General features: G+C 57.0%; 16 protein-coding genes. 2 read left to right on the top strand and 14 right to left on the bottom strand.

What is annotated here, in order from left to right; translation table 11 throughout:
• Positions 1 to 55 precede the first annotated feature (55 nt).
• Positions 56 to 1195: a Fic family protein gene (locus tag AC56LU_RS10965; RefSeq protein ID WP_497175626.1), complete on the top strand. Its 1140-nt coding sequence runs from the start codon at positions 56 to 58 to the stop codon at positions 1193 to 1195.
• Between the two features lie 54 nt (positions 1196 to 1249).
• Here the strand turns inward: AC56LU_RS10965 and AC56LU_RS10960 are convergent, their stop codons facing one another.
• The 12 genes from AC56LU_RS10960 to AC56LU_RS10905 all read right to left on the bottom strand — a co-directional run bounded on the left by AC56LU_RS10960 (position 1250) and on the right by AC56LU_RS10905 (position 13372).
• Positions 1250 to 1876, bottom strand: coding sequence for a hypothetical protein (locus AC56LU_RS10960; RefSeq protein WP_497175625.1), 627 nt, complete (start codon positions 1874 to 1876; stop codon positions 1250 to 1252).
• Between the two features lie 447 nt (positions 1877 to 2323).
• Positions 2324 to 3913 carry a P-type conjugative transfer protein TrbL gene (gene trbL / locus AC56LU_RS10955; RefSeq protein WP_497175624.1) on the bottom strand — a complete coding sequence of 530 codons (1590 nt, stop codon included), beginning with the start codon at positions 3911 to 3913 and terminating at the stop codon, positions 2324 to 2326.
• A gap of 190 nt (positions 3914 to 4103) precedes the next feature.
• A complete protein-coding gene (gene trbJ / locus AC56LU_RS10950) occupies positions 4104 to 4889 on the bottom strand; it encodes a P-type conjugative transfer protein TrbJ (protein WP_497175623.1) in 786 nt (261 codons plus the stop codon).
• A 17-nt stretch (positions 4890 to 4906) separates the two neighbouring features.
• Complete coding sequence (locus tag AC56LU_RS10945; protein WP_497175622.1) at positions 4907 to 6328, bottom strand: TrbI/VirB10 family protein; 1422 nt, start codon at positions 6326 to 6328, stop codon at positions 4907 to 4909.
• 4 nt (positions 6329 to 6332) lie between these two features.
• Positions 6333 to 6779 carry a conjugal transfer lipoprotein TrbH gene (locus AC56LU_RS10940; RefSeq protein ID WP_497175621.1) on the bottom strand — a complete coding sequence of 149 codons (447 nt, stop codon included), beginning with the start codon at positions 6777 to 6779 and terminating at the stop codon, positions 6333 to 6335.
• 1 nt (position 6780) lies between these two features.
• On the bottom strand, positions 6781 to 7683 hold the full coding sequence (gene trbG / locus AC56LU_RS10935; protein WP_497175620.1) for a P-type conjugative transfer protein TrbG: 903 nt from the start codon (positions 7681 to 7683) through the stop codon (positions 6781 to 6783).
• Positions 7684 to 7694: 11 nt separating this feature from the next.
• A complete protein-coding gene (locus AC56LU_RS10930) occupies positions 7695 to 8468 on the bottom strand; it encodes a VirB8/TrbF family protein (protein WP_497175619.1) in 774 nt (257 codons plus the stop codon).
• On the bottom strand, positions 8465 to 11053 hold the full coding sequence (locus AC56LU_RS10925) for a VirB4 family type IV secretion/conjugal transfer ATPase (protein WP_497175618.1): 2589 nt from the start codon (positions 11051 to 11053) through the stop codon (positions 8465 to 8467). Before AC56LU_RS10925 ends, AC56LU_RS10930 begins: the two co-directional genes overlap by 4 nt.
• Complete coding sequence (locus AC56LU_RS10920; RefSeq protein WP_497175617.1) at positions 11050 to 11361, bottom strand: conjugal transfer protein TrbD; 312 nt, start codon at positions 11359 to 11361, stop codon at positions 11050 to 11052. Before AC56LU_RS10920 ends, AC56LU_RS10925 begins: the two co-directional genes overlap by 4 nt.
• Positions 11362 to 11363: 2 nt before the next feature.
• A complete protein-coding gene (trbC, locus tag AC56LU_RS10915; protein ID WP_497175616.1) occupies positions 11364 to 11792 on the bottom strand; it encodes a conjugal transfer system pilin TrbC in 429 nt (142 codons plus the stop codon).
• A gap of 9 nt (positions 11793 to 11801) precedes the next feature.
• Positions 11802 to 12764 (bottom strand): P-type conjugative transfer ATPase TrbB, encoded by a 963-nt coding sequence (gene trbB, locus AC56LU_RS10910; RefSeq protein WP_497175744.1) that lies wholly within the window; start codon positions 12762 to 12764, stop codon positions 11802 to 11804.
• A gap of 200 nt (positions 12765 to 12964) precedes the next feature.
• Positions 12965 to 13372, bottom strand: coding sequence for a transcriptional regulator (locus AC56LU_RS10905; RefSeq protein WP_497175615.1), 408 nt, complete (start codon positions 13370 to 13372; stop codon positions 12965 to 12967).
• A 387-nt stretch (positions 13373 to 13759) separates the two neighbouring features.
• Between AC56LU_RS10905 and AC56LU_RS10900 the strand changes: the two genes are divergently transcribed.
• Positions 13760 to 14023, top strand: coding sequence for a helix-turn-helix transcriptional regulator (locus AC56LU_RS10900; protein WP_497175614.1), 264 nt, complete (start codon positions 13760 to 13762; stop codon positions 14021 to 14023).
• Positions 14024 to 14307: 284 nt separating this feature from the next.
• Here the strand turns inward: AC56LU_RS10900 and AC56LU_RS10895 are convergent, their stop codons facing one another.
• Both AC56LU_RS10895 and AC56LU_RS10890 read right to left on the bottom strand, forming a co-directional pair.
• Complete coding sequence (locus tag AC56LU_RS10895) at positions 14308 to 16074, bottom strand: GmrSD restriction endonuclease domain-containing protein (protein WP_497175613.1); 1767 nt, start codon at positions 16072 to 16074, stop codon at positions 14308 to 14310.
• 1066 nt (positions 16075 to 17140) lie between these two features.
• Positions 17141 to 18331, bottom strand: a complete 1191-nt coding sequence (locus tag AC56LU_RS10890; RefSeq protein ID WP_497175612.1) for a tyrosine-type recombinase/integrase — start codon at positions 18329 to 18331, stop codon at positions 17141 to 17143.
• Positions 18332 to 18438 lie beyond the last annotated feature (107 nt).

Genomic DNA, 18438 nt, shown 5'->3' with positions numbered 1-18438 from the left:
AATTGCTGGATAGTTTTTAATTGCCCGTGCGGTGATTGCTCGATACAATCACCGCATGAAATACGGAGATTACGACTATATCTGGCAGGACCCGGACGGGCTAACTTGGCACTACGACCTCGCGTCACTGGCGTCCCTCCTTGCACAAGTCAGCCAGGCACAGGGGCTTCTACTGGGCCGGCTCGCCGATATTGGCCTTCGTCTGCGGGACGAAGCCAATCTTGCAGCCTTGACCGATGACGTCATCAAGACCAGTCAAATAGAAGGCGAACATCTGAATGTCGCCTCGGTACGCTCATCCATTGCGCGCCGACTCGGGGTTGAGATTGGTTCATTGGCGCCAATCGACCGGCATGTGGAGGGCGTCGTCGAGATGGTGCTCGATGCGACAGTCAACAACGCGTTGCCATTAACGCAGGAACGCCTGTTCGGCTGGCACGCCGCTCTTTTCCCGACTGGCTATTCCGGTCTGACCAGAATCGCCATCGGCACTTGGCGTGATGATGCACAGTGTCCGATGCTAGTGGTTTTAGGCCCGATTGGCCGACAGCAGGTACATTACGAGGCACCTCCAGCTGATCGTTTGCCGGCAGAGATAGCACGCTTCCTTGAGTGGATCAATGGCACCATTCAGGCAGAGCCAGCGCTAATCCGCGCCGGCCTGGGGCATTTGTGGTTTGTCACCCTGCACCCATTTGACGATGGAAACGGCCGTATCGCGCGTGCGATCGGTGACCTCTTGCTGGCACGGGCTGACGGCAGTCCACAGCGTTTCTACAGCCTGTCAGCGCAGATACAGCGTGAGCGCAAAGCCTATTACGACATCCTGGAGCGTACGGAAAAGGGCGGCCTGGATGTGACAGAGTGGCTTCAGTGGTTCTTGCAAATGCTTGGTGAAGCTGTGCGTTTGGCCAATGAAGCACTGGACGTGGTGCTGGACAAGGCCCGATTCTGGCAGCGCATGTCGGGGGTCGCGCTGAATGAGCGACAGGTTAAGGTGCTCAACCGCCTGCTAAATGGTTTCGAAGGTAAGCTCACCAGTAGCAAGTGGGCAGCGCTGACGAAATGCTCGGCCGATACTGCGCTGCGGGACATCAACGAATTAGTTGTGCGGGGGATCCTGCAGCGGTCCAGCTCTGGTGGGCGCAGTACCAGTTATGACCTGGTGAGGGAAAGAACGAATCCTCTGCCATAACCGACTTTAACGCAGGCGTCGGCCAATCGCAGCCTCCAACCCAGCAAACTATTCTTAAAGAGAGGCCCATTCGAAAGTGCAAGTGTCACCTTTCTTTACAGGGAGTGATATTTTTGAATCCGACAAAACAGTCTCGCAATCCGCCCGTTCCTTGGCCATATTGCCTGAGGGCCAGCATTGCTTGAAGTTGGACGAACAGTTCTCGGCGATGAGCTTCCCAGTCTGGAATTCACTCAGTCCTTTTTTCACCTGTTCCGCGCGCATAACTTTATTACACGTGCAAAACGCTGATGCCTGGTTGAAGTCGCACGTCCAAGCTGCCTTACACGCAATCAACGATGCTTGCTTCTTGTCGTCGCGCCGCTCCATGCTTCGCTTATCCATGCAAGTCGTGAATTGGTCCATAGCTTTCACTGCGTCTGCCTGTCCAAACTTCTTAGAGAATTCAGTCTTTAGCTCATCCTTCAATCCAAATTCTACCAAGCCCCCCTTTTTTTCAATTTCGATTGCAGCCTTAGCGACGACGTCTGTACTTGAACTTATCCCCATACCACAGGCGGCTAAGTCATTTTTCACGACGTCGCTTACGTTGGTTACCGTTGCGCCGCCAGGAGTACCGACGGGACCAGACTTGCACCCTGTTAAAATGAGAAAAACGGCAAGGCAGATGAAGGCTTTCATTTTTATCCTTTGCAAGAAATGATGCAACCAAGAAATATAATACGTCAGAGAATATTTACTAAGCTACACGATTCCGATGGACGATGGAAGCCATTTAATACATTAGGTAGTTGCCTATTTCTGCGGTCAAATTAATATTGACAATGTCGCAGGCGTTAGAGATGAAGCGCTTGAAGTTGATTGAGGACCTGCATCTCCCGCCGCCTGAAATGCGAGCTTTCGCCAACGTCCAAGAATCAGGAAATGGGCCCAGTTTAAAAGATAGAGAAATCAACAGGGGTTTGAACACGCTAGCAAAGTAATCGCTGCTCTTACTCGACTCCATCCTGAGCAACAGTGGGAGTTGCAGTAGTTCGACGTTTCATGTCTCGTTTCCGAAACACGCCGGTCCAGACGGCTTGGGAAATATCGGCCAGACGAAAATCGGAAGTGAGAATGATTTGCCACCTACGAACGTTCCCGGAATGCCGCTACTTCCGAGTCTCGATCGGCAGGTGTAGGTTCCCCCGACAAACTATCATCGCCAAAACTGCGGCCCTTTATTGTGTCCCCACGGGCCTTGATAGCTGCAGCGATTTTGCCGCCGGCTGTGTCACCTATGCGGTCCAGCGCACCTTCCTTCATCTCACCGAGTTTAAACTTGGCTACATCAATCGAGCCTAACGCAAGATTGCCCGCAGTTCCGGCCAAAACGCGGCCAGTCTTGGCTGCAGCCGCACCAGCGGCCTTTAGGGTAGAACCACGTTTGACCTCGCCCGGGGAACCTCCGTCACCTTGCCCCGCTTGCGTCTTGGACAGAACGTCAGAACTCGTCCCCACAGCACCGTTTAGCCCGGCACCGGCTGCGTTACCGCGGTTGCTCGCCAGTGTACTCCCGGCATAAGACGAGGCAGCTTGACCAGTACTATTGCCCATTGCGGAGGCGAGTCGACTTCCGCTTCCTGCATCAATGTTCTCACCTTGTCCGCTGAGTGCGGCGCCTAGTGAACTTGCACCAGCGCCTTCGGCTGCTCTCGAATTTGAAATGGCCGTCATCAGTGCCTGCGCTCCGCCTGCGACGTTCGCTGCGCCTGCAACCATTGCAGCCCCAGCTGTCGCGACTGCTGCGCTCGCGATGGCTCCAGCTCCCAACGCCGCCCCCAGTACGCCCCCAGCCGTCATGTTGCCAGTACTACCGATCCCGGACCCAGTGAGTACGCCAGCCAGCATGGAAGGAATCTTCGAAGACAAAGCCAGCAGGGTCAAACAGAACGTCAGCATCACGCCAAGCTCTTTGAAGTTCAGAGTCCCCTTAGCCATCTGCGCGAAGAAGCTGTTCAGCATGTCGAGACCGATCCCTATTACCAGGATCATCCCGAAAAGCTGAATAGCCACACCCGACACCGCTTTGAAATAGTTGACGGCGATGTCCGAGGTCCAGCGTGAGCCCCCGAAACCGAGAAAAAAGATCCCCGCATACATCAGAATCCACGCTGAAATCAGCAGCAGAAGCATGTTGATCCCGGTAAGAGCAAGTAACACCAGAACCCCAAGGCTCAGCACGATACCAATGAAACTATCAACCGGGTCCCAGATGGACAGGTTGTCCACAGCCTGCGTCCAAATACGAAAACCAACGTCAACTATGCTGGATGGCGACAACCCTGATGTGCCTGCGGCCTCATCGCCAATTTGCCTCAGCGACCGAATGATCGAGTCCGCGAAAGACGGTCCGTTCTTGAGCAGCCAATAGAAGAATCCAAAGAACAGGCTGAACTTTACAAACTCCGCGAAGAACTCCTGCACATCGGCTTTGCGCAATGCAAGCATCCCGATTGTCCATGCAAAGCTGATCGTACCCAGCGTCCAGAATAACCATGAGGCCGCATTCATGACAACGGATTGCCAAGCCAATGCTCGAGAACTGAAAGCCGTGATAACGACGTCTAGGACGCCCTCGTTCGGGTCTACCGCTGCAGCAGCATGTGACCCATAAAGCAGTAACAAGAGCGCCAGAACGGCGCCCTGTAGACTGAGCGACTTCATGAACTTCACCATTTCTTCGGTGGGGTACGCTGCGCCCCCGTTAGCGGCGTATCCTTCGTCGCATCCTGGTGAGCCGGACATTGTGTCCGTTGCCGTGCAGCGGAAAATTTCGAACAATCTGTCGAGCTGGCGCCTGACTTGGAGCACCCAGCAAGGAGAGACATCACGATCGTCCCGACAAGATAAATTTTCGTCATCGCGCTCACCATTTCTTGAGCGTGCGCGAAATTCCGTTGAACGCGCCGTTGTCTGTTGACGCCTTGTGAGCCGCCATTTGTTTCGCTTCTCGGTCAGCTAAAACTTGGTCGCGTGTCGCAATCGCATTTTGCTGCGCGATAAGAAGTGCACGAATCTGCAGCAGCTGATTTGCCTGATGGCTAGCCAGCTGGTTTGCATAGCCAATCGCCTGTACCTGCCCTTGCGCGCCTTGGGCCGATGTCTGTAGCCGTTCGAGCTGGCGCGCATCCGCAACCATGGCGTCCTGCTGGCGGTCAAGCCCTCGGAACAGGGCGTCATTTGCTTTCTTCTGGGCCTCGGAGCCCAGGCGCTGGGAAGCCTGCATTGCGTCCCACTCGGCCTGGCTGCAGCCGTTGTAGGAGAAGCAGCGCGATGCCTGGTAGGTGTTCATGTCCTTGAACTTGCCCAGGTAGGTATCGACGCTGCCTAGAGTGTTTTTGTAATAGCGCAGCGTGTCGATCGAGTTGCGCAGCTCGCTCATCGTGGCCTGCGCCTGATCCCATATGTTCGTAACCGGCGCAGCTGTGTTGCGCAGCATGTTCTCGTATTGCTGCAGCTGTGTCTGATACTGCTGGATCTGCTTCAAGGTCTGGGCGACGCTTTCCTTTGCCGTGACCGTGGTCTGAGTCACGTTCGCAGCGTCGATCACCGCCCACTGTGCGGAGGCCGGTGTGATCCACCCGATTCCGGTAGCGAACGCCAGGGTAGAAACAACTTTGGCTGCTGAAACTGGTCTGCGCTGGGTGTTCATCGACTTCCTCCGTGGTGTCAGTAATCGAAGGGTTGATACGGCTTATTGAAGGTCATGTCCTTAGTGACGATGACATTGAAACGGTAACCAGGGCGGATCTCTAGCGTCGGGGCGATGTTCAGGTTCTTGGCGACCAGTTGCGCCGTTACCTGGCCCAGCTGCTGCCCGACCGCCTCGCTCATCGCACTGCCGAAGCTCGGGCGGCCATATCCGCTATTCTCTGGCTGGCTGGTCGCAATCCCCGCTGTCACCGCAGACATCAGGAAGGCCGCCGAAAAGGTTTTCCAGTAGTGGTTGTTCACGCGGTCGTTGAAACCGGCATACCCGGCGCTATCGGCGCCCGGCATGGCCCCGATGTCCAACGCCTTCCCGTCCGGGAACACGATGCGCTGCCATGCGACCAGCACGCGTGCCTGACCATAGGCGACGTCGCTGGAGTAGGCGCCGACCAAGCGCGAGCCTTGCGGAATGAGTTTCCATTTGCCGCGCGGCGTGTCGTACACGTCCTGGCTGATCTGCGCCATGATCTGGCCGGGCAGCTCGGAGTTGATGCCAGAGATCAGGATCGCTGGCATCACGAAGCCTGCTCGCAGTTCGTAGGGTGTACGAGGGCCCTCCGGCTGCGCATCGAGTCGCCAGCGGTCACCCTGCCCTGCCCCAAACCTGGTCACGTCATTACGCACGGCGCCCGGCTGTTCTAGTTGCGGTGCGCCCGCACCACCAGCATCCCCGGCGGCCTGGCTTACGCGCAGCAGTTGCAGCTTGCTCTTGTAAGCCTCTCCTTGGTCGTCGGCCGTCGCCGCCTCGATCTGCTGGCGCACAGCTGCCAACTTGGCCGCGATCTCATCGCGGCTGGCTGCTGCGGTGTCTGCAAATACGTTCGATGCTGGGCTCGAGGTGCGACCACGTGAAACGGCAAACTGCAGACCTGAACGTGCCCTCACTGCCTCGTCGAGCTGCTGCAACTTCATATTCCGGATACGTGCGGCCTCATCGTCGACAGGGCTGCGCATTCCACCGTGCGCCATCTGCTGCTCATGGGCCTGCTGATGTTGGGTTGAGGTGGGTGGTTCAGGCGTCAGGTCTGGAATCCTCGAACTAGCAGTCCTTGGCACTTCCACTTGCCCTCCTGCCGATTCGGGCGGCGCAGGGGTTGCGGGGGGCGCAGCTGCCGCCACGATGATGCCATCCTTCTGGTCGCCTACAATCGCGTTGGCGAGCGAGGTGGAATTGCCTACCTTCTGGGGTGTTGGCGCGTGTGACTTGCCTGGCGGCTGGCCGCGGCTGGCAGCGACCGAGGCCATGATGACGAGGAAAATGGCCATGGCGCTGCCCAAGAGGTACAGCGGCACGTTGTTCACGCGCCGTACCCCGGCTCCCTTCGACAACTGCCCGGGCGAGGCGTTAGGCGACATGTCGTGCTCCGGCTCGCTGCTCATGCTCCTACTCCTTTCGTACCCAGTGACCGGCCGGCGCCAAACCGCCGTCTTTGGCCAGGTACACCCGCGACAAGCTCTGGGTGTCGATGGTCAAGGTAATGCGGTACAGGTCGGTGCCAGCCGGCTGGTCGAACACATAGGACAGCGTGCGACCATTGCTCTTGGGGTCCGCGCTGGACTTGGACGCAGGCTTCTGTTCCAGCAATGCGTAGCCCTGCGAGCGTAACGTGGCGACGAGCGAGGTCCCAAAGGGATCGGCGACTGTATGCTGCAGGTCGAAGCGGGTGACGGCAGGTGGGTACAGGATTGCCAACTGCTTGACCGCGTCATCCGCCACTTTCTTGTCAATGGCTGGCTTAGCTGCGGCGAAGTTGCCATAGCTGGCGGGTGCGGGGCCGGCCGCGCAGCCGGCCAGGGACGCCAGCAATATCGCGAGAGTGAGCTTGCGCATGTCATCTATCCTTCGTAATCGTAATGCGCTCCTGTGTTTTGCCGGCGCCGGCAATCAGGATCGCCTTCTGGAAGACGCTGTCCACGATGTAGCGATCTCCGTGCACGCGATAGTTAACGATGACGGTCTCGTCGTCGCCAGTAAGCCAGCCACCTTCCTTTCGCACCACTAGCAGGGCCGGCGCTTCCGTTTGGTTCATCTTGGCCGGCATCTGGATCACGGTCTTGACGCCGTCGTTGTAGACGCGGACCGGTTTCCACGCGGCCGAGCCCTTGACCTCGTAGTCGAATTGCAGGTCGCGCATGTCTTCGAGCGTGCCCGGGATTGTCCGCTCTTCCTTCAGCTTCGCCTCACTCACCCGGGTCGCGTCCCATTTGGCCATCACGTCTCCTGGGTAGCTGAAACCTACACGCGGCATAAAGTCGGTGCGATGCGAGCGCAGCCGGATGTGGTAGGTGCGCCGGTTGGTGGTGACGATCAGCGATGTATTCAATCCGACGTCGAGCGGCTTGATCACTAGGTGCAGGACTTCCGACGGGCCGCTGCCGCTGATCGCCGGTTCCACCATGAAGCGGGAGTCGCCGACGTTCAGGTTATTGACCTGCTCGCCAGCCTGCAGCTCGATGTCGCATACCTGCAGGACCGCGCACACGACAGTAATCGGCTGGGCACCGTAGATAAAACGCACCATGCCGTCGGGACGGACCACCGGCTTGATCCCGGCGCCATTCGTTTGCGACTGCTGCGCCACGTCAAGCACGGCTTTCTCCTTGCTCGTCAGCTTCGCGTTCTCCTTCGAGAAATATGCATTGGCCACCCTCTTCTTCGGGTTTGCCGAACCTGTTTCGTCAGCCAGGGCGGCAAGAGGCAGAGCGCATAGAGCCGCTATGAATTGCGTTTTCATCGCATGTCCTCTCAAAATTGTTTTGACCAGGTGAAGTCGCGCACGTGGATGCCAAGTGGGTTATCGCGCATCTGCTCTTCCGTGGTTTCGGATGTGGCCTCGACTGTGTACACCGACACCAGCGCGCGCCAGCGCTGTGGCGCCGCCTTGAGTGCGCCCTGACGGTCGCGCGTGGTCTCGATCCAGTCAACCTGCCAGGTTTCGCCGGTCTGCTGAAGCACCGTCTCGACCTCGATGCTCACAGTCTCGTTGGCGGCGCGCCTGAACGGCGAACTGGTCTCGGTGCCGTTCAGCCACTCGTTCATCTTCGCCGTGGCCGCATCATTGGGCGCCAGCATGGCGTACACCTCCAACACGGCCTTGCGCTGCAGTGCGACGTCGGGCGTGACCATGCGCGCATCGGCGATCCAGGCTGCCACGCTCGATCGCACCACACGCGGGTCGGCAGGCTGGGCGCGATCGGCGGTCATGGCGGCCGCGTGCTGTCCTAGCTTGTCGACCTGGACCACCATCGGGACGAAGCGGGATTGGCTTCCGATATAAGTCATGCCACCGACCGCCGCCAGCGCGATCAGCAGGCAGAGTACACCGCCCAGTATGGCCATCTGGCGACTGGCAACCACGGCGCCGACGTGGTCATTCCAGGTGCGGCGCGCAGCCAGGTAAGGGCTCTCACTTTCCCCCCGACGGCGCCCGCCATCGAGCAAACAGTCCGCATTGCGTGGCCCTGCCGCTGGCTTTTGCCGGATCAGGCCCTGTAGCATGGCAGCGATGTTGATGTTCATTTCGTCACCTCGATAATGTCGCGCACCTCGGTCGCGGCCGGGCTCATTGCGTCCGCTGCGGGCAGATAATCAGCCAGACGTAGACCCCTCGTGGCGAGCCACATGTGGACCCAGTCATCGCCATGCCTGGCTTCCAGCCGCTTGATTGAAGCGATCGATTCCTTGTCGATCGCCCCGACGAAGGCCAGCGCCAGTGGACCGAGGGCGGTGTCGTATAGGCGCCGGCCCGACTCGGTGACGCAGTAGTACTGTCGCTTGGGGATTGCGCCGGCCAGGATGTCAATCTGGCGGTCGTTCAGGCCCATGCGGTGGTATAGCGCGGCGCTGTCCTCGTCTCGTGCGTTCAGGTTGGGAAGGAAGATCTTGGTGGCGGTGGATTCCACGATCACGTCGAGGATGCCGCTGCCGGCGGCATCGGTCAGGCTCTGCGTCGACAGCAGCACCAGGCAGTTCTTCTTGGCGAAGGCCTTGAGCCATTCCCGGATCTTGTCCCTGAAGACGGGGTGGCCAAGCATCAGCCATGCTTCATCGATCAGGATCGCAGCGGGCTGGCCGTGCAGGCTACGCTCGACCCGGCGGAACAGGTACAGCAGCACCGGCAGCGCGTACTTCTCGCCAAGGTTCATCAGTTCTTCGATTTCAAAGGTCGTGAAGCGCGACAGCTCGAGACCGTCCTCCTCGGCATCGAGCAGGTGGCCCATCATGCCGTCGACCGTGTACTGTTTCAGCGCCTCGCGGATGGCCTCGTCCTGGATCGTCAGCGAGAGTTCGGACAGCGTGCGCGCCTCGCTGTCGTGCATGTTCATGATGGCGTTGCCGATCTCGTTGCGCTGCGCCGGCGTGGTGTGGACGCAGTTGAGCGCGAGAATGGTGTCGATCCAGTTCATTGCCCAGGCGCGGTCGCCTCTCGTGTCGAGGAACCGCAGCGGGCAGAAGCTGAGGCGGTCGTCAGCTGCGACCTCGAAATGTTGGCCGCGCACAGCCTTTGTGGTCGGATACAGCGACATACCCTTGTCAAAAGCGTAGATCGACATTCCGGCATAGCGCAGCAACTGCTGCGCGATCAGCGCCAGGTGGGTGGATTTGCCGGAGCGCGTCGGCCCGATCATCAAGGTGTGACCAAGGTCGCGCACATGCAGGTTGAGCCGGAACGGCGTTGAACCCTGCGTCACGCACTGCATCAGCGCGGGCGCGTGCGGCGGATACATTGGGCACGGCGCATAAGCCAGGCCAGTCCAGATTGTGCTGGTGGGAAGCAGATCGGCCAGGTTGAGGGTATTGATCAGCGGCCGGCGCACGTTTTCGACGCCGTGCCCAGGAAGGCTGCCGAGGAATGCGTCGAGCGTATTGATGGTTTCGATGCGGGCGCCGAAACCGAGCCGGTTGATCGCCTTCTCGATCATGCGCGCGGACCGCTCAAGCGCATCGCGGTCCTCAGCGAGCAGCACGACGACACTTGTGTAGTAACCCTGCGCCACAAGGCCTGAGTTGACTTCAGCGATCGCCGCCTCGGCGTCAGCAACCATGGAGAGCGCATCCTGGTCGATCGTGCCGCTGTTGGTGTTAAAGACCTGGTCGAAGAAGCCGCGGACCTTCTGTCTCCATTTCTTGCGATACTTCTCGAGGTGCGCTACCGCCTCGTGCGACTCCAGGAAGATGAAGCGAGCCGACCAGCGGTACTCGCACGACTGCTCGGCAAGGGCAGTCAGGATCCCAGGAGAGGACTCGAGTGGGAAGCCGTCAATCGCCACCACCTGAATGAACTTGCGGCCAACGCGGGGCACCACGCCGCTCCACAGCTCCTGCCCGCCGATCAGGCAATCCAGGTACATCGGATTACTGGGAAGGATTACCGGGTGGTTGCGGCCGGTCGCACAGAACTGAAGCCAGCGAAGCAGGTCATCGTGCGTGACCTTCGAACCATCCTCCTGCACGATCTTCTGGCCACGCAGGCGCGTCAGCCGGAGCGCGGCAGACAGGCGCGACTCGATGTTGATGCACTCGCGCTTGAAGTGGTCGATCAGGCCTTGGGAGCGCGCGTGATGGTTGGGCGCAACAAGCTCGTCGTCGAACATCAGCTCGACGAACTTGCGCTCGGCGAGCAAAGGCGGGAAATAGGTGAGGCTCAGGATAAAGTAACCCTCATACATCGTGCCGATTCCCTGGAACAGGCGCCGCCTTTCCTCGTCAATGGCAGCTGATACCGGATCAGGGAAGTGTGACAGCTTTGGGTCCGGATACTCGGGCGCCGGCCGGCGCACCGCGTCGACGTGCATCATCCAGCCATTGCCCAGGCTTGATAGCGCTTGGTTGAGTCGCACCGACGTCATGTTGCGCTGCTCGTCGGTATTGGTTGCGTTGTCGTCGCCTTGGTACAGCCAGGCGGCCATGAAGGCCCCGTTCTTGCAGACGACCACACCATCGTCGACCATGGCAGCGTAATTGAGCAGGTCAGCGAAGCCAGCGCCGGTTGCGCGCTGCCGTTTCAAGTGCAACGCGTCATTCGCGGCGCGGATTCGCTGGTACAGCAGCAGCAGCATCGCGACGCCGGCAATAGCCAACGCAATTGCGAACAAACCGTTCATTTGTATTGCCTCCCCTGGCCTCTGGTGTTTATCCGAAAGGGCGTGCTGCGCGCCGGATAGTACGGCGCGTACCGGCGATGCCGCATGTAGACGAAGCGCAGCCGTGGGTCGGCCTTGGCCATGCGCCGGCATGCAAACAGCGCACCGAACCACAGCAGCAGGCCGAATACCGTCGCCCGAAGTTCCTGCGCCTGGAAGATCAGCGCGAAGGCCAGCAGGCCGGCCATCATCACCAGCTCACGATCGCCTCCCATGAACAGGTTCTGTCGATTGCCGGCGCGCCGTATTGGAATCGTGCGCAAGGCCACGGCTAGCCCACGCTGTGAGTTGTTGCGGCTGCCATCACATTCCCGTAGGTGAGTGCGGCATCGCTAAGGGCTGCGATCTCGGCGCCACGGCCGAAGAAGCTGCTCATCATGTTCTGTGCGCCGACCAGCAGGGCCATCACCAGGACAACAAAGAACAGCGTGCGGAAAAAGCCGTTCAGGTCACCGCCCAGGATTAGGGTGCCTCCAGACACGACAATACCAACCAGCGCCAGGGCAAATGCCACCGGTCCGGTAACGCTGTTGCGGAGATTCGTAAGCCACGACTCATAGGGAAGAGAGCCGCCCGTTCCCTCTGACGCGAAAGCGAGCCCGGGTAGCAGCAACAGGTAGATGAGCAATGCCGCCAGAGGCAGATAAGGTAGGACTGCGCGGGCTTCCGGGCTTTGCGGGTTAAGACGGTTCGGTTCCATTTGACTCTCCTAGAGGATGGTTGAGAGATATCGGCCGTCCGCGTATCCGGAGATCTTGTAGATCTCTTGCACGCGGCGGCCATCCGGAGTACGGGTGATATGCACGACGAGGTGGACGGCCTCGCCGATCAGGGGTTCGATATCGGACGGTGCTGCTTCATTGCGGGAAATAAGCGACTTCAGGCGTGTAAGACCGGCGAGAGCACTGTTGGCATGAAGCGTGGCGGCGCCGCCTTCGTGCCCTGTGTTCCAGGCGTCGAGAAGATCAAGCGCCTCCGCCCCACGCACCTCACCGACCAGGATCCGGTCTGGGCGCATACGCAGGATGACCTTGAGAAGGATCGTCATCGGCACGTCGAGCGCCGTGTGGTATTGAATGCAGTTCGAAGCGCTGCACTGGATCTCGCCGGTGTCCTCAATGATGCACACCCGCTCATCGGGATTGGCGCGAACCATCTCGTTGATGATCGCGTTGACGAGCGTGGTCTTGCCGGAGCCGGTGCCTCCAGTAACCAGGATGTTGCGGTGCTCACGAACAGCGCCTTTAAGGGCTTCGCAGTGGTCGGCCGTCATGATCCCAGCGTCGACATATTGGTCGAGCGTGAAGACAGCGATGGCACGTTTGCGAATCGCGAAGGTAGGCGCTGACACGATCGGTGGAAGCTGGCCAGCGAAGCGCGATCCGTCGAGCGGCAGCTCGCCTTCGATCAGCGGGTGTGCCTTGTTGATGACTTGGTTTAGCGCCGCGGCGACGGTCTTGATGACGGCTTCGGCGTTCGCCGAGCGCATGTTCCCGATCCGGCGCATCCCCTCCCCTAGCCGCTCTAGCCACAGGCAACCGTCGGCGTTGAGCATGATTTCGACAGTGCGAGGGTCAGCGAGAGCGGACAGCAGGTCCGCGCCCATGTCGCGCATGAGCCTTTCCTTGGCCCGTGTCCTTAGGGTTGCAACGGTGTCATTAAGCTCGGTCATCATTACTCGCTCTGGTAGATGCCGAGCGATATTACGTGGCCGAGGATATATCGAAACGATTTGGAACAAACGATGGGCTGACTGCTACAGATTGGAGTGTTTCTTTAAGCGACCTCAAGCGGATTTCCAAGCGTTAATGACGTACGGAAACTAATTGCTGTGCATTGGTTAAATTACTTCGCTTTGAAAACCGGAAGCGCTTAGGCAATCGATGCCTTCTTACCTAGGGCGGTCTTCCGTCTCGCCTTGGCAGCATCAAGACGTTTGCGATTCTCCTGATCCCATTGTTTGACCGTGAATGCTTGATACTCAGTGAGGATTGCGGCGACGCGGGCGTACCCTTCCGGCAGACTCAGCTTCGCCTTGCCACCGGCGAGCTCCTCCAGCGTTTGCCTGTCGAGGTCGGTTGTCTCAAGCAGCGCTGGCAACGGCGTGTCGAGGGCTTGCGCGATCGCTTCCATGATGCGCAGCGAAGGATTGGCCTGGTCGTGGGTTAGATCAGAGAGGAAGGATACTGACATACCTGCTTTCTTAGCCAGCTCGCTCTTCGTCATCCCGATGTCGTCGAGGATCCGCAGTATGTTTGTCAGGAGGATGAGGTTGTACATTTGGCCTTCCTGCAAGTGAGAATTTAGCGGCTAAAGTCTGCTGCACTTTCTCGCCAAACGGAGATTCAATTGCGTCCGAACCTACACACGTGTGGTTTGTTCGTCCCAGTGTACTGCGAAATTGCTATTGCGGTCTTATCCCTTTCTGACCTAACGAATAAACTTTTCTCCCTGCATTCTCCCTGGCAGCTTGTCGTTTGATCCATTCGAAATAACGGACGAGTTGTGCTTCTAAGCCGAAGCCGCGGCGACGATACTCTAGTTGAATTCGAAATATCGAAAGCGGGCGAGGCGGTTCCCTCTTATCGCTCCTCTCAGTACAGCGCCAGGGAGTAGCATCTGCGGGGGGCAGGTGCAATCGATTTTGAACATTCAGTGGGAGTAATCATGAACAAAGACAAATCACCGTTGGGAAATTCGAACGAGCATGTCGAGCTACGCTTGATCCGGCTGAAGGAAGTACTAGCAATTTGTGGAAAGTCCCGGAGCAGTGTCTACGAGGCAATTAAGAAGGGAGATTTTCCTGCGCCCATCAAGCTGCACGGCCGGTCATCAGCTTGGATCAAAAGCGAAATTTTGCAATGGGCAGAGGGCTGTGTCAGGGCCACCAGGACACCGGAACGAGCGCGGGTGTCACGCTGGGTGCGCTGAGGGCCCGGTCACTCTCTCGGGCACGAACAAGCGGTAATGGTGCATTTCACATACGCTCGCTGTCGACAAGCCACTATACGAGGGGCATTGGCAAGTGCGCTTAATGGAATCAAGGCGTGTCTCATCCTCACGGCTCAATCACTACAGCCAAGAGCACCTTTTACGCCATGTGCGCGCGCTCGCCATAGAAAAACAAGACCGCAGAGGCAGCCGCTTCAGATCACATATGGTCTGAATCAGACCCGCAGCGGAAATTAGCTTCTTATGCAAAAAAGCTAGCAGTACTAGAATAATGCGCTAACGGCCAGCAATTTCTTTCCGCTAGCCTCAACAGTTGAAGAATCGTCTCGAATATAGGCTTTCTCCCCCAAAAATGAAACTTCCTTTTGAGGCGGAATTCGTAGTCGTATAACAGATAGCCCCTTGTACGTTACAGTGTCGATTTGCGACGAGACTTGGTGCCTAAGGACTTCTGAAAGGTCCGATTGAGCAATCATTGCACTCAAACGCTTCACATAGGTTTCTAATGAAATTGAAAGGATCGACAACTCACGATCTATGCCTACAACGAATCGATTTCCGACTTTTATCGCGTCAACTCCATCGAGCATTTTAACCCGTTTGGCATCTGACTCCTTATCAGCAACACCCAGGAAGAGAAACCCATTGCTATCCGGACCAACATTCGCAATTGCACAAATTGTTTGAAGTAAAGCGAATTCGAACTCTTTGTCTGCTTTTCGATCCATACTTAAATTAACTAAACCCTGCTTACACTCGTAGCGCCCTGTCTCTATTTTTGAACGACGCATGGCGTTTTCGAAGTCAAGTGCCAAACCGGCGCCATGCCTCAGCATCGGAGGATCCTTTTTAACAAAATACCGCTGTATTAGCCCTTTGGTCTTATCAATATTTTTTAACCGGTCTTCCGTCTTGGAATACTTGGCAGTGCTGATCATGGCCTTCTGCAGACCGCCTATAGACTGCAATATCTTGTCAGCCTCGCAAGGGGTCTTTTCTTCTACAATGATCAGGTCATGGAAGGCCATAAACAGAGCAAAAAAGGAAGCCTTTATTGGATTGCTTGACCCAGGATTAATGGCTGTACGTAGGGCATTCACTGCGTTACTGTACGTTTCCACGGTTTCCCTGAGAACTGATAACGTAACTTTAACCTCTTCGTACAATCTTTCGGAACCATACGCTGTAAGTTTAAGCTCGATATCCAAATGCTCGGGTGAGCTCTCGTCATAGATGGCGTCAAGAAATTCCCTACTTCTCGCTATAGGGCTACCCTGCAGTAACGACGCACAAATATCAGCAAGGATCTCCTCATCTTCGCTTTCCCGCAATTGCTTAGTCCAGAGTATCCCTTGTTTGCACCAAAAAATCTCTTCAGCTTTCAACGTATATCCGAGGCCACGGCGTGCCGTGTCAATACTAATATCCGGCATCTCACTAAGGGGAAGAAGCTCCCTAGACGCATCGCCGCGAATTTCGGACGCGAGCCGCCTAATCAGCGACGAGAATTCGTTAATTTTCCCTGCTTGACGTCTATCTTGCCAACTCAGCTGCTGCCCACCCGAGTTAATACGCCCAAAAACTTCAGTAACTTGTGCCTCGCTAACTGTAGGGAATGTAGTTACAGCCAACTGATAATCTAAATAATTAGCACATAATTCCGCGTTCAGGTAACTGTCGGAGTCGATTCGGCTGAATTTCCCGGCCTCTGCTGTTTGCCTTGCACGCGCAAATTGATCAACGTCAAAGAATTTATCTTCAACGCTAAACTCGTTTTCAATAAAAGCAACGATGGCGTTTAAACGCTGCATTCCGTCAATGATTTCGTAAAACACCCCGTGAGACGATTGCACCTCTGCGAGTAAAACCAACGGAATTGGATAGTCATTCAATATGCTATCCACGAGCTTTTGCTTTTCTTCGAGAGTCCACACCAGTTTTCGCTGATATTTTCTGTTAACTACTAGCTTATCTTCGCGATACAGACGATATGCCTCTTGAATACTCATACCTCGAGGAGCAATGCTCATTTTTTTCTCAATATTTAAGATTTTTAGTTCGGCGACTTACTGCCTTCACTTGCACGCCGTTTCAGCTCATCTGGACAGCGCAGGCGAAAATTCGTCATGGCGACACAGCCCAGTTGGCGACGGCAAGTAGTCGCATGAGGCATAGGGTTCACTTAGGAAGGCATCCTATCGCTCTGGGCCACGAGGGCTCTTAAGCTCAGCATAGCAGAATATCAGGCCTAACAGTAGCGGAGTGGCACGAAGTGCCGGAACCGACCCGGCGCGGCTGTATCTCTTTTCCTTTCACTGCCAAACGTTACACCACGCCGAAAACCTTTACCGTTCAAGAAGCCGAGTGGCAGTAACGATGGAGAAGAGAAACACTAACTGCGTGTCCACGCGTTCACACTCGACAATTCAGGAGTTTAGCTTGACAGGATGCCGCTAAAAGCGATCGAGCCGCTAGAACTAAGAAGATTGATCGCCTTGTCTTGTTCTCTATAGGTGGCTTGAGCGAAATAAGCGTCAAATCAGCACCGCCTAGACACTGAACGGCGCCGGTCGCAAAGTAGCCCCCACTAAATTTTGGTGGGGACTATCTTGAATCTTAGCTGTCGCAGAAGTACATACGTGAAGGTGATCGTAGCCTGCGCCCATGCGCGTCATTTCCGACGCCATCTGCATTACGAATAACGCAAACTTTTTCATCGCTATCGGTGACAGCAAAATTGCCATTCTTGACAATTCACCAAGACTTAGAGCTGCTGCCCTCAGCCATTTCACCGTAAATTTTAATCATTCTCCCGACAGTCTTTGCTATGCCATCGCCAATGCCCAAGTCCGCTTCGGGCTCAGGCTGTGTAAAAACGAGGGATACGTGAGTTTTATGGGCTTCCTTTTACTCCCCGCATCGCGAAAACTCCGTGGCGCGCGTTTTAAGAAGTCAAAGTATCCCCGACGTGCCAGCTACTTTGCGCGTTTATGCAACTTGGGCCGATATAGAATGCTCCGAACAGCGCAGCGCATGATCTTGTAGCTGGAACGCAAGTAGAAGACTTGGTCAAGTCCGCGGAACCGTGAAATGGAGCTAGGGGCGGCAGTAACCTGCCCAAGCCTCCATAAGCATAATACGCTTTTCCAACAGGTCACCGCGCCGGTAGGCTGCCTCCACCCTGTCTGGCAAGCTGTGCGCCAGCGCGTGCTCGCAGACTTCGCGGGGAAACGAATTCCCAACCGCCTCCGCGCACCAGTCGCGAAAAGAGGACCGGAATCCATGGATCGTGATATCACTGCGGCCCATGCGGCGCAGCACCGCTGTCAGGCTCATGTCTGACAGCGCCAAACTGTCAGATCGACCGGGGAAGATCAAGCCTTCTCGGGGCTGTATTGTGGCTAGGAGGGACACGGCCGCGGTAGACAGAGGAACCCTATGCTCCTTCCCTGCTTTCATGCGCGCTGCGGGAATAGTCCACAGTTTTGAAGCTAAGTCCATCTCGTCCCATGAAGCGCCACGCACCTCCCCTGAACGCGCTGCGGTCAGGATCGCAAATTCTGCGGCACGCGCGGCAACTCCCTTGCTTTGCGCCAGCAGCGCCATGAATGCAGGCACCTCACGCCACGGCAATGCCGGATGGTTCCTGACAGGTGCAATCTTGTTGGGATTGGCAAGCAGGTTCTCCAGGTGGCCACGCCAGCGGGCCGGGTTATCGCCCTGTCGGAATTTGCTGACGGTCGCCCAATCGAGAATGCTCTCAATCCGTCCGCGCACGCGCGTCGCGGTTTCCGTCCTGGTTCCCCAGATGGGATTAAGCACCTTGACGATCAGATCTGTATCAACGTCCGCCACTGGTAGCGCGCCGATGATGGGTGAAGCATAGGTCGCGAGGGTGTTCCGCCATTGATCGGCGTGCTTGGCGTTCTTCCAACTGCTGCTGTGGGCATCGATATAGGCCGCGGCACATTGATCGAAGCTCATCGCCCGGGCCCGCTGCAACGCATCCGCGAGCCGTACGGTCTTGCGGACCTCGATCGGATCCTTGCCATCTAGAAGCAGCGTCCGGCATTCCCTGGCCAGTACACGTGCCTTGGCCAGGTCTACCGTCTGCACGCCTCCAAGACCCATCTCCCGCTGCTTGCCGGCCACTTTAAAGCGGAAAATCCAACTCTTGGACCCGGACTTGGCAACCTGCAACCACAAGCCGCCGCCATCACCGTAGTAGCCCGGCTTGCCTGTTTTGGACACCGCTAGAGCGGTCAGCTTGTTCAGGTTGAGCGCCATGATGGCTCAATCTTACCCCCGCGCTTACCCCCGCGCTTGATCTGGATTCAGCCGGATTGCGGCGGAGCTCACTGGACGATGTTTTTCCCGATTTCTCCTATGAGAAC

This window comes from Telluria sp. PB2R4 (assembly GCF_059685695.1).
Note: the sequence above shows the minus strand (reverse complement) of the source record. Positions and strands in the feature narration are given on the sequence as shown.

Bases quoted from the DNA above. Each gene is read 5' to 3' on its own strand.
- AC56LU_RS10930 (WP_497175619.1), bottom strand. From the start codon at position 8,468: ATGAACATCAACATCGCTGCCATGCTACAGGGCCTGATCCGGCAAAAG.
- trbJ (WP_497175623.1), bottom strand. From the start codon at position 4,889: ATGAACACCCAGCGCAGACCAGTTTCAGCAGCCAAAGTTGTTTCTACC.
- AC56LU_RS10900 (WP_497175614.1), top strand. From the start codon at position 13,760: ATGAACAAAGACAAATCACCGTTGGGAAATTCGAACGAGCATGTCGAG.
- trbG (WP_497175620.1), bottom strand. From the start codon at position 7,683: ATGAAAACGCAATTCATAGCGGCTCTATGCGCTCTGCCTCTTGCCGCC.
- AC56LU_RS10960 (WP_497175625.1), bottom strand. From the start codon at position 1,876: ATGAAAGCCTTCATCTGCCTTGCCGTTTTTCTCATTTTAACAGGGTGC.
- AC56LU_RS10895 (WP_497175613.1), bottom strand. From the start codon at position 16,074: ATGAGCATTGCTCCTCGAGGTATGAGTATTCAAGAGGCATATCGTCTG.
- trbC (WP_497175616.1), bottom strand. From the start codon at position 11,792: ATGGAACCGAACCGTCTTAACCCGCAAAGCCCGGAAGCCCGCGCAGTC.
- AC56LU_RS10890 (WP_497175612.1), bottom strand. From the start codon at position 18,331: ATGGCGCTCAACCTGAACAAGCTGACCGCTCTAGCGGTGTCCAAAACA.
- AC56LU_RS10905 (WP_497175615.1), bottom strand. From the start codon at position 13,372: ATGTACAACCTCATCCTCCTGACAAACATACTGCGGATCCTCGACGAC.
- AC56LU_RS10925 (WP_497175618.1), bottom strand. From the start codon at position 11,053: ATGAACGGTTTGTTCGCAATTGCGTTGGCTATTGCCGGCGTCGCGATG.
- AC56LU_RS10965 (WP_497175626.1), top strand. From the start codon at position 56: ATGAAATACGGAGATTACGACTATATCTGGCAGGACCCGGACGGGCTA.
- AC56LU_RS10940 (WP_497175621.1), bottom strand. From the start codon at position 6,779: ATGCGCAAGCTCACTCTCGCGATATTGCTGGCGTCCCTGGCCGGCTGC.
- trbL (WP_497175624.1), bottom strand. From the start codon at position 3,913: ATGGTGAAGTTCATGAAGTCGCTCAGTCTACAGGGCGCCGTTCTGGCG.
- trbB (WP_497175744.1), bottom strand. From the start codon at position 12,764: ATGACCGAGCTTAATGACACCGTTGCAACCCTAAGGACACGGGCCAAG.
- AC56LU_RS10945 (WP_497175622.1), bottom strand. From the start codon at position 6,328: ATGAGCAGCGAGCCGGAGCACGACATGTCGCCTAACGCCTCGCCCGGG.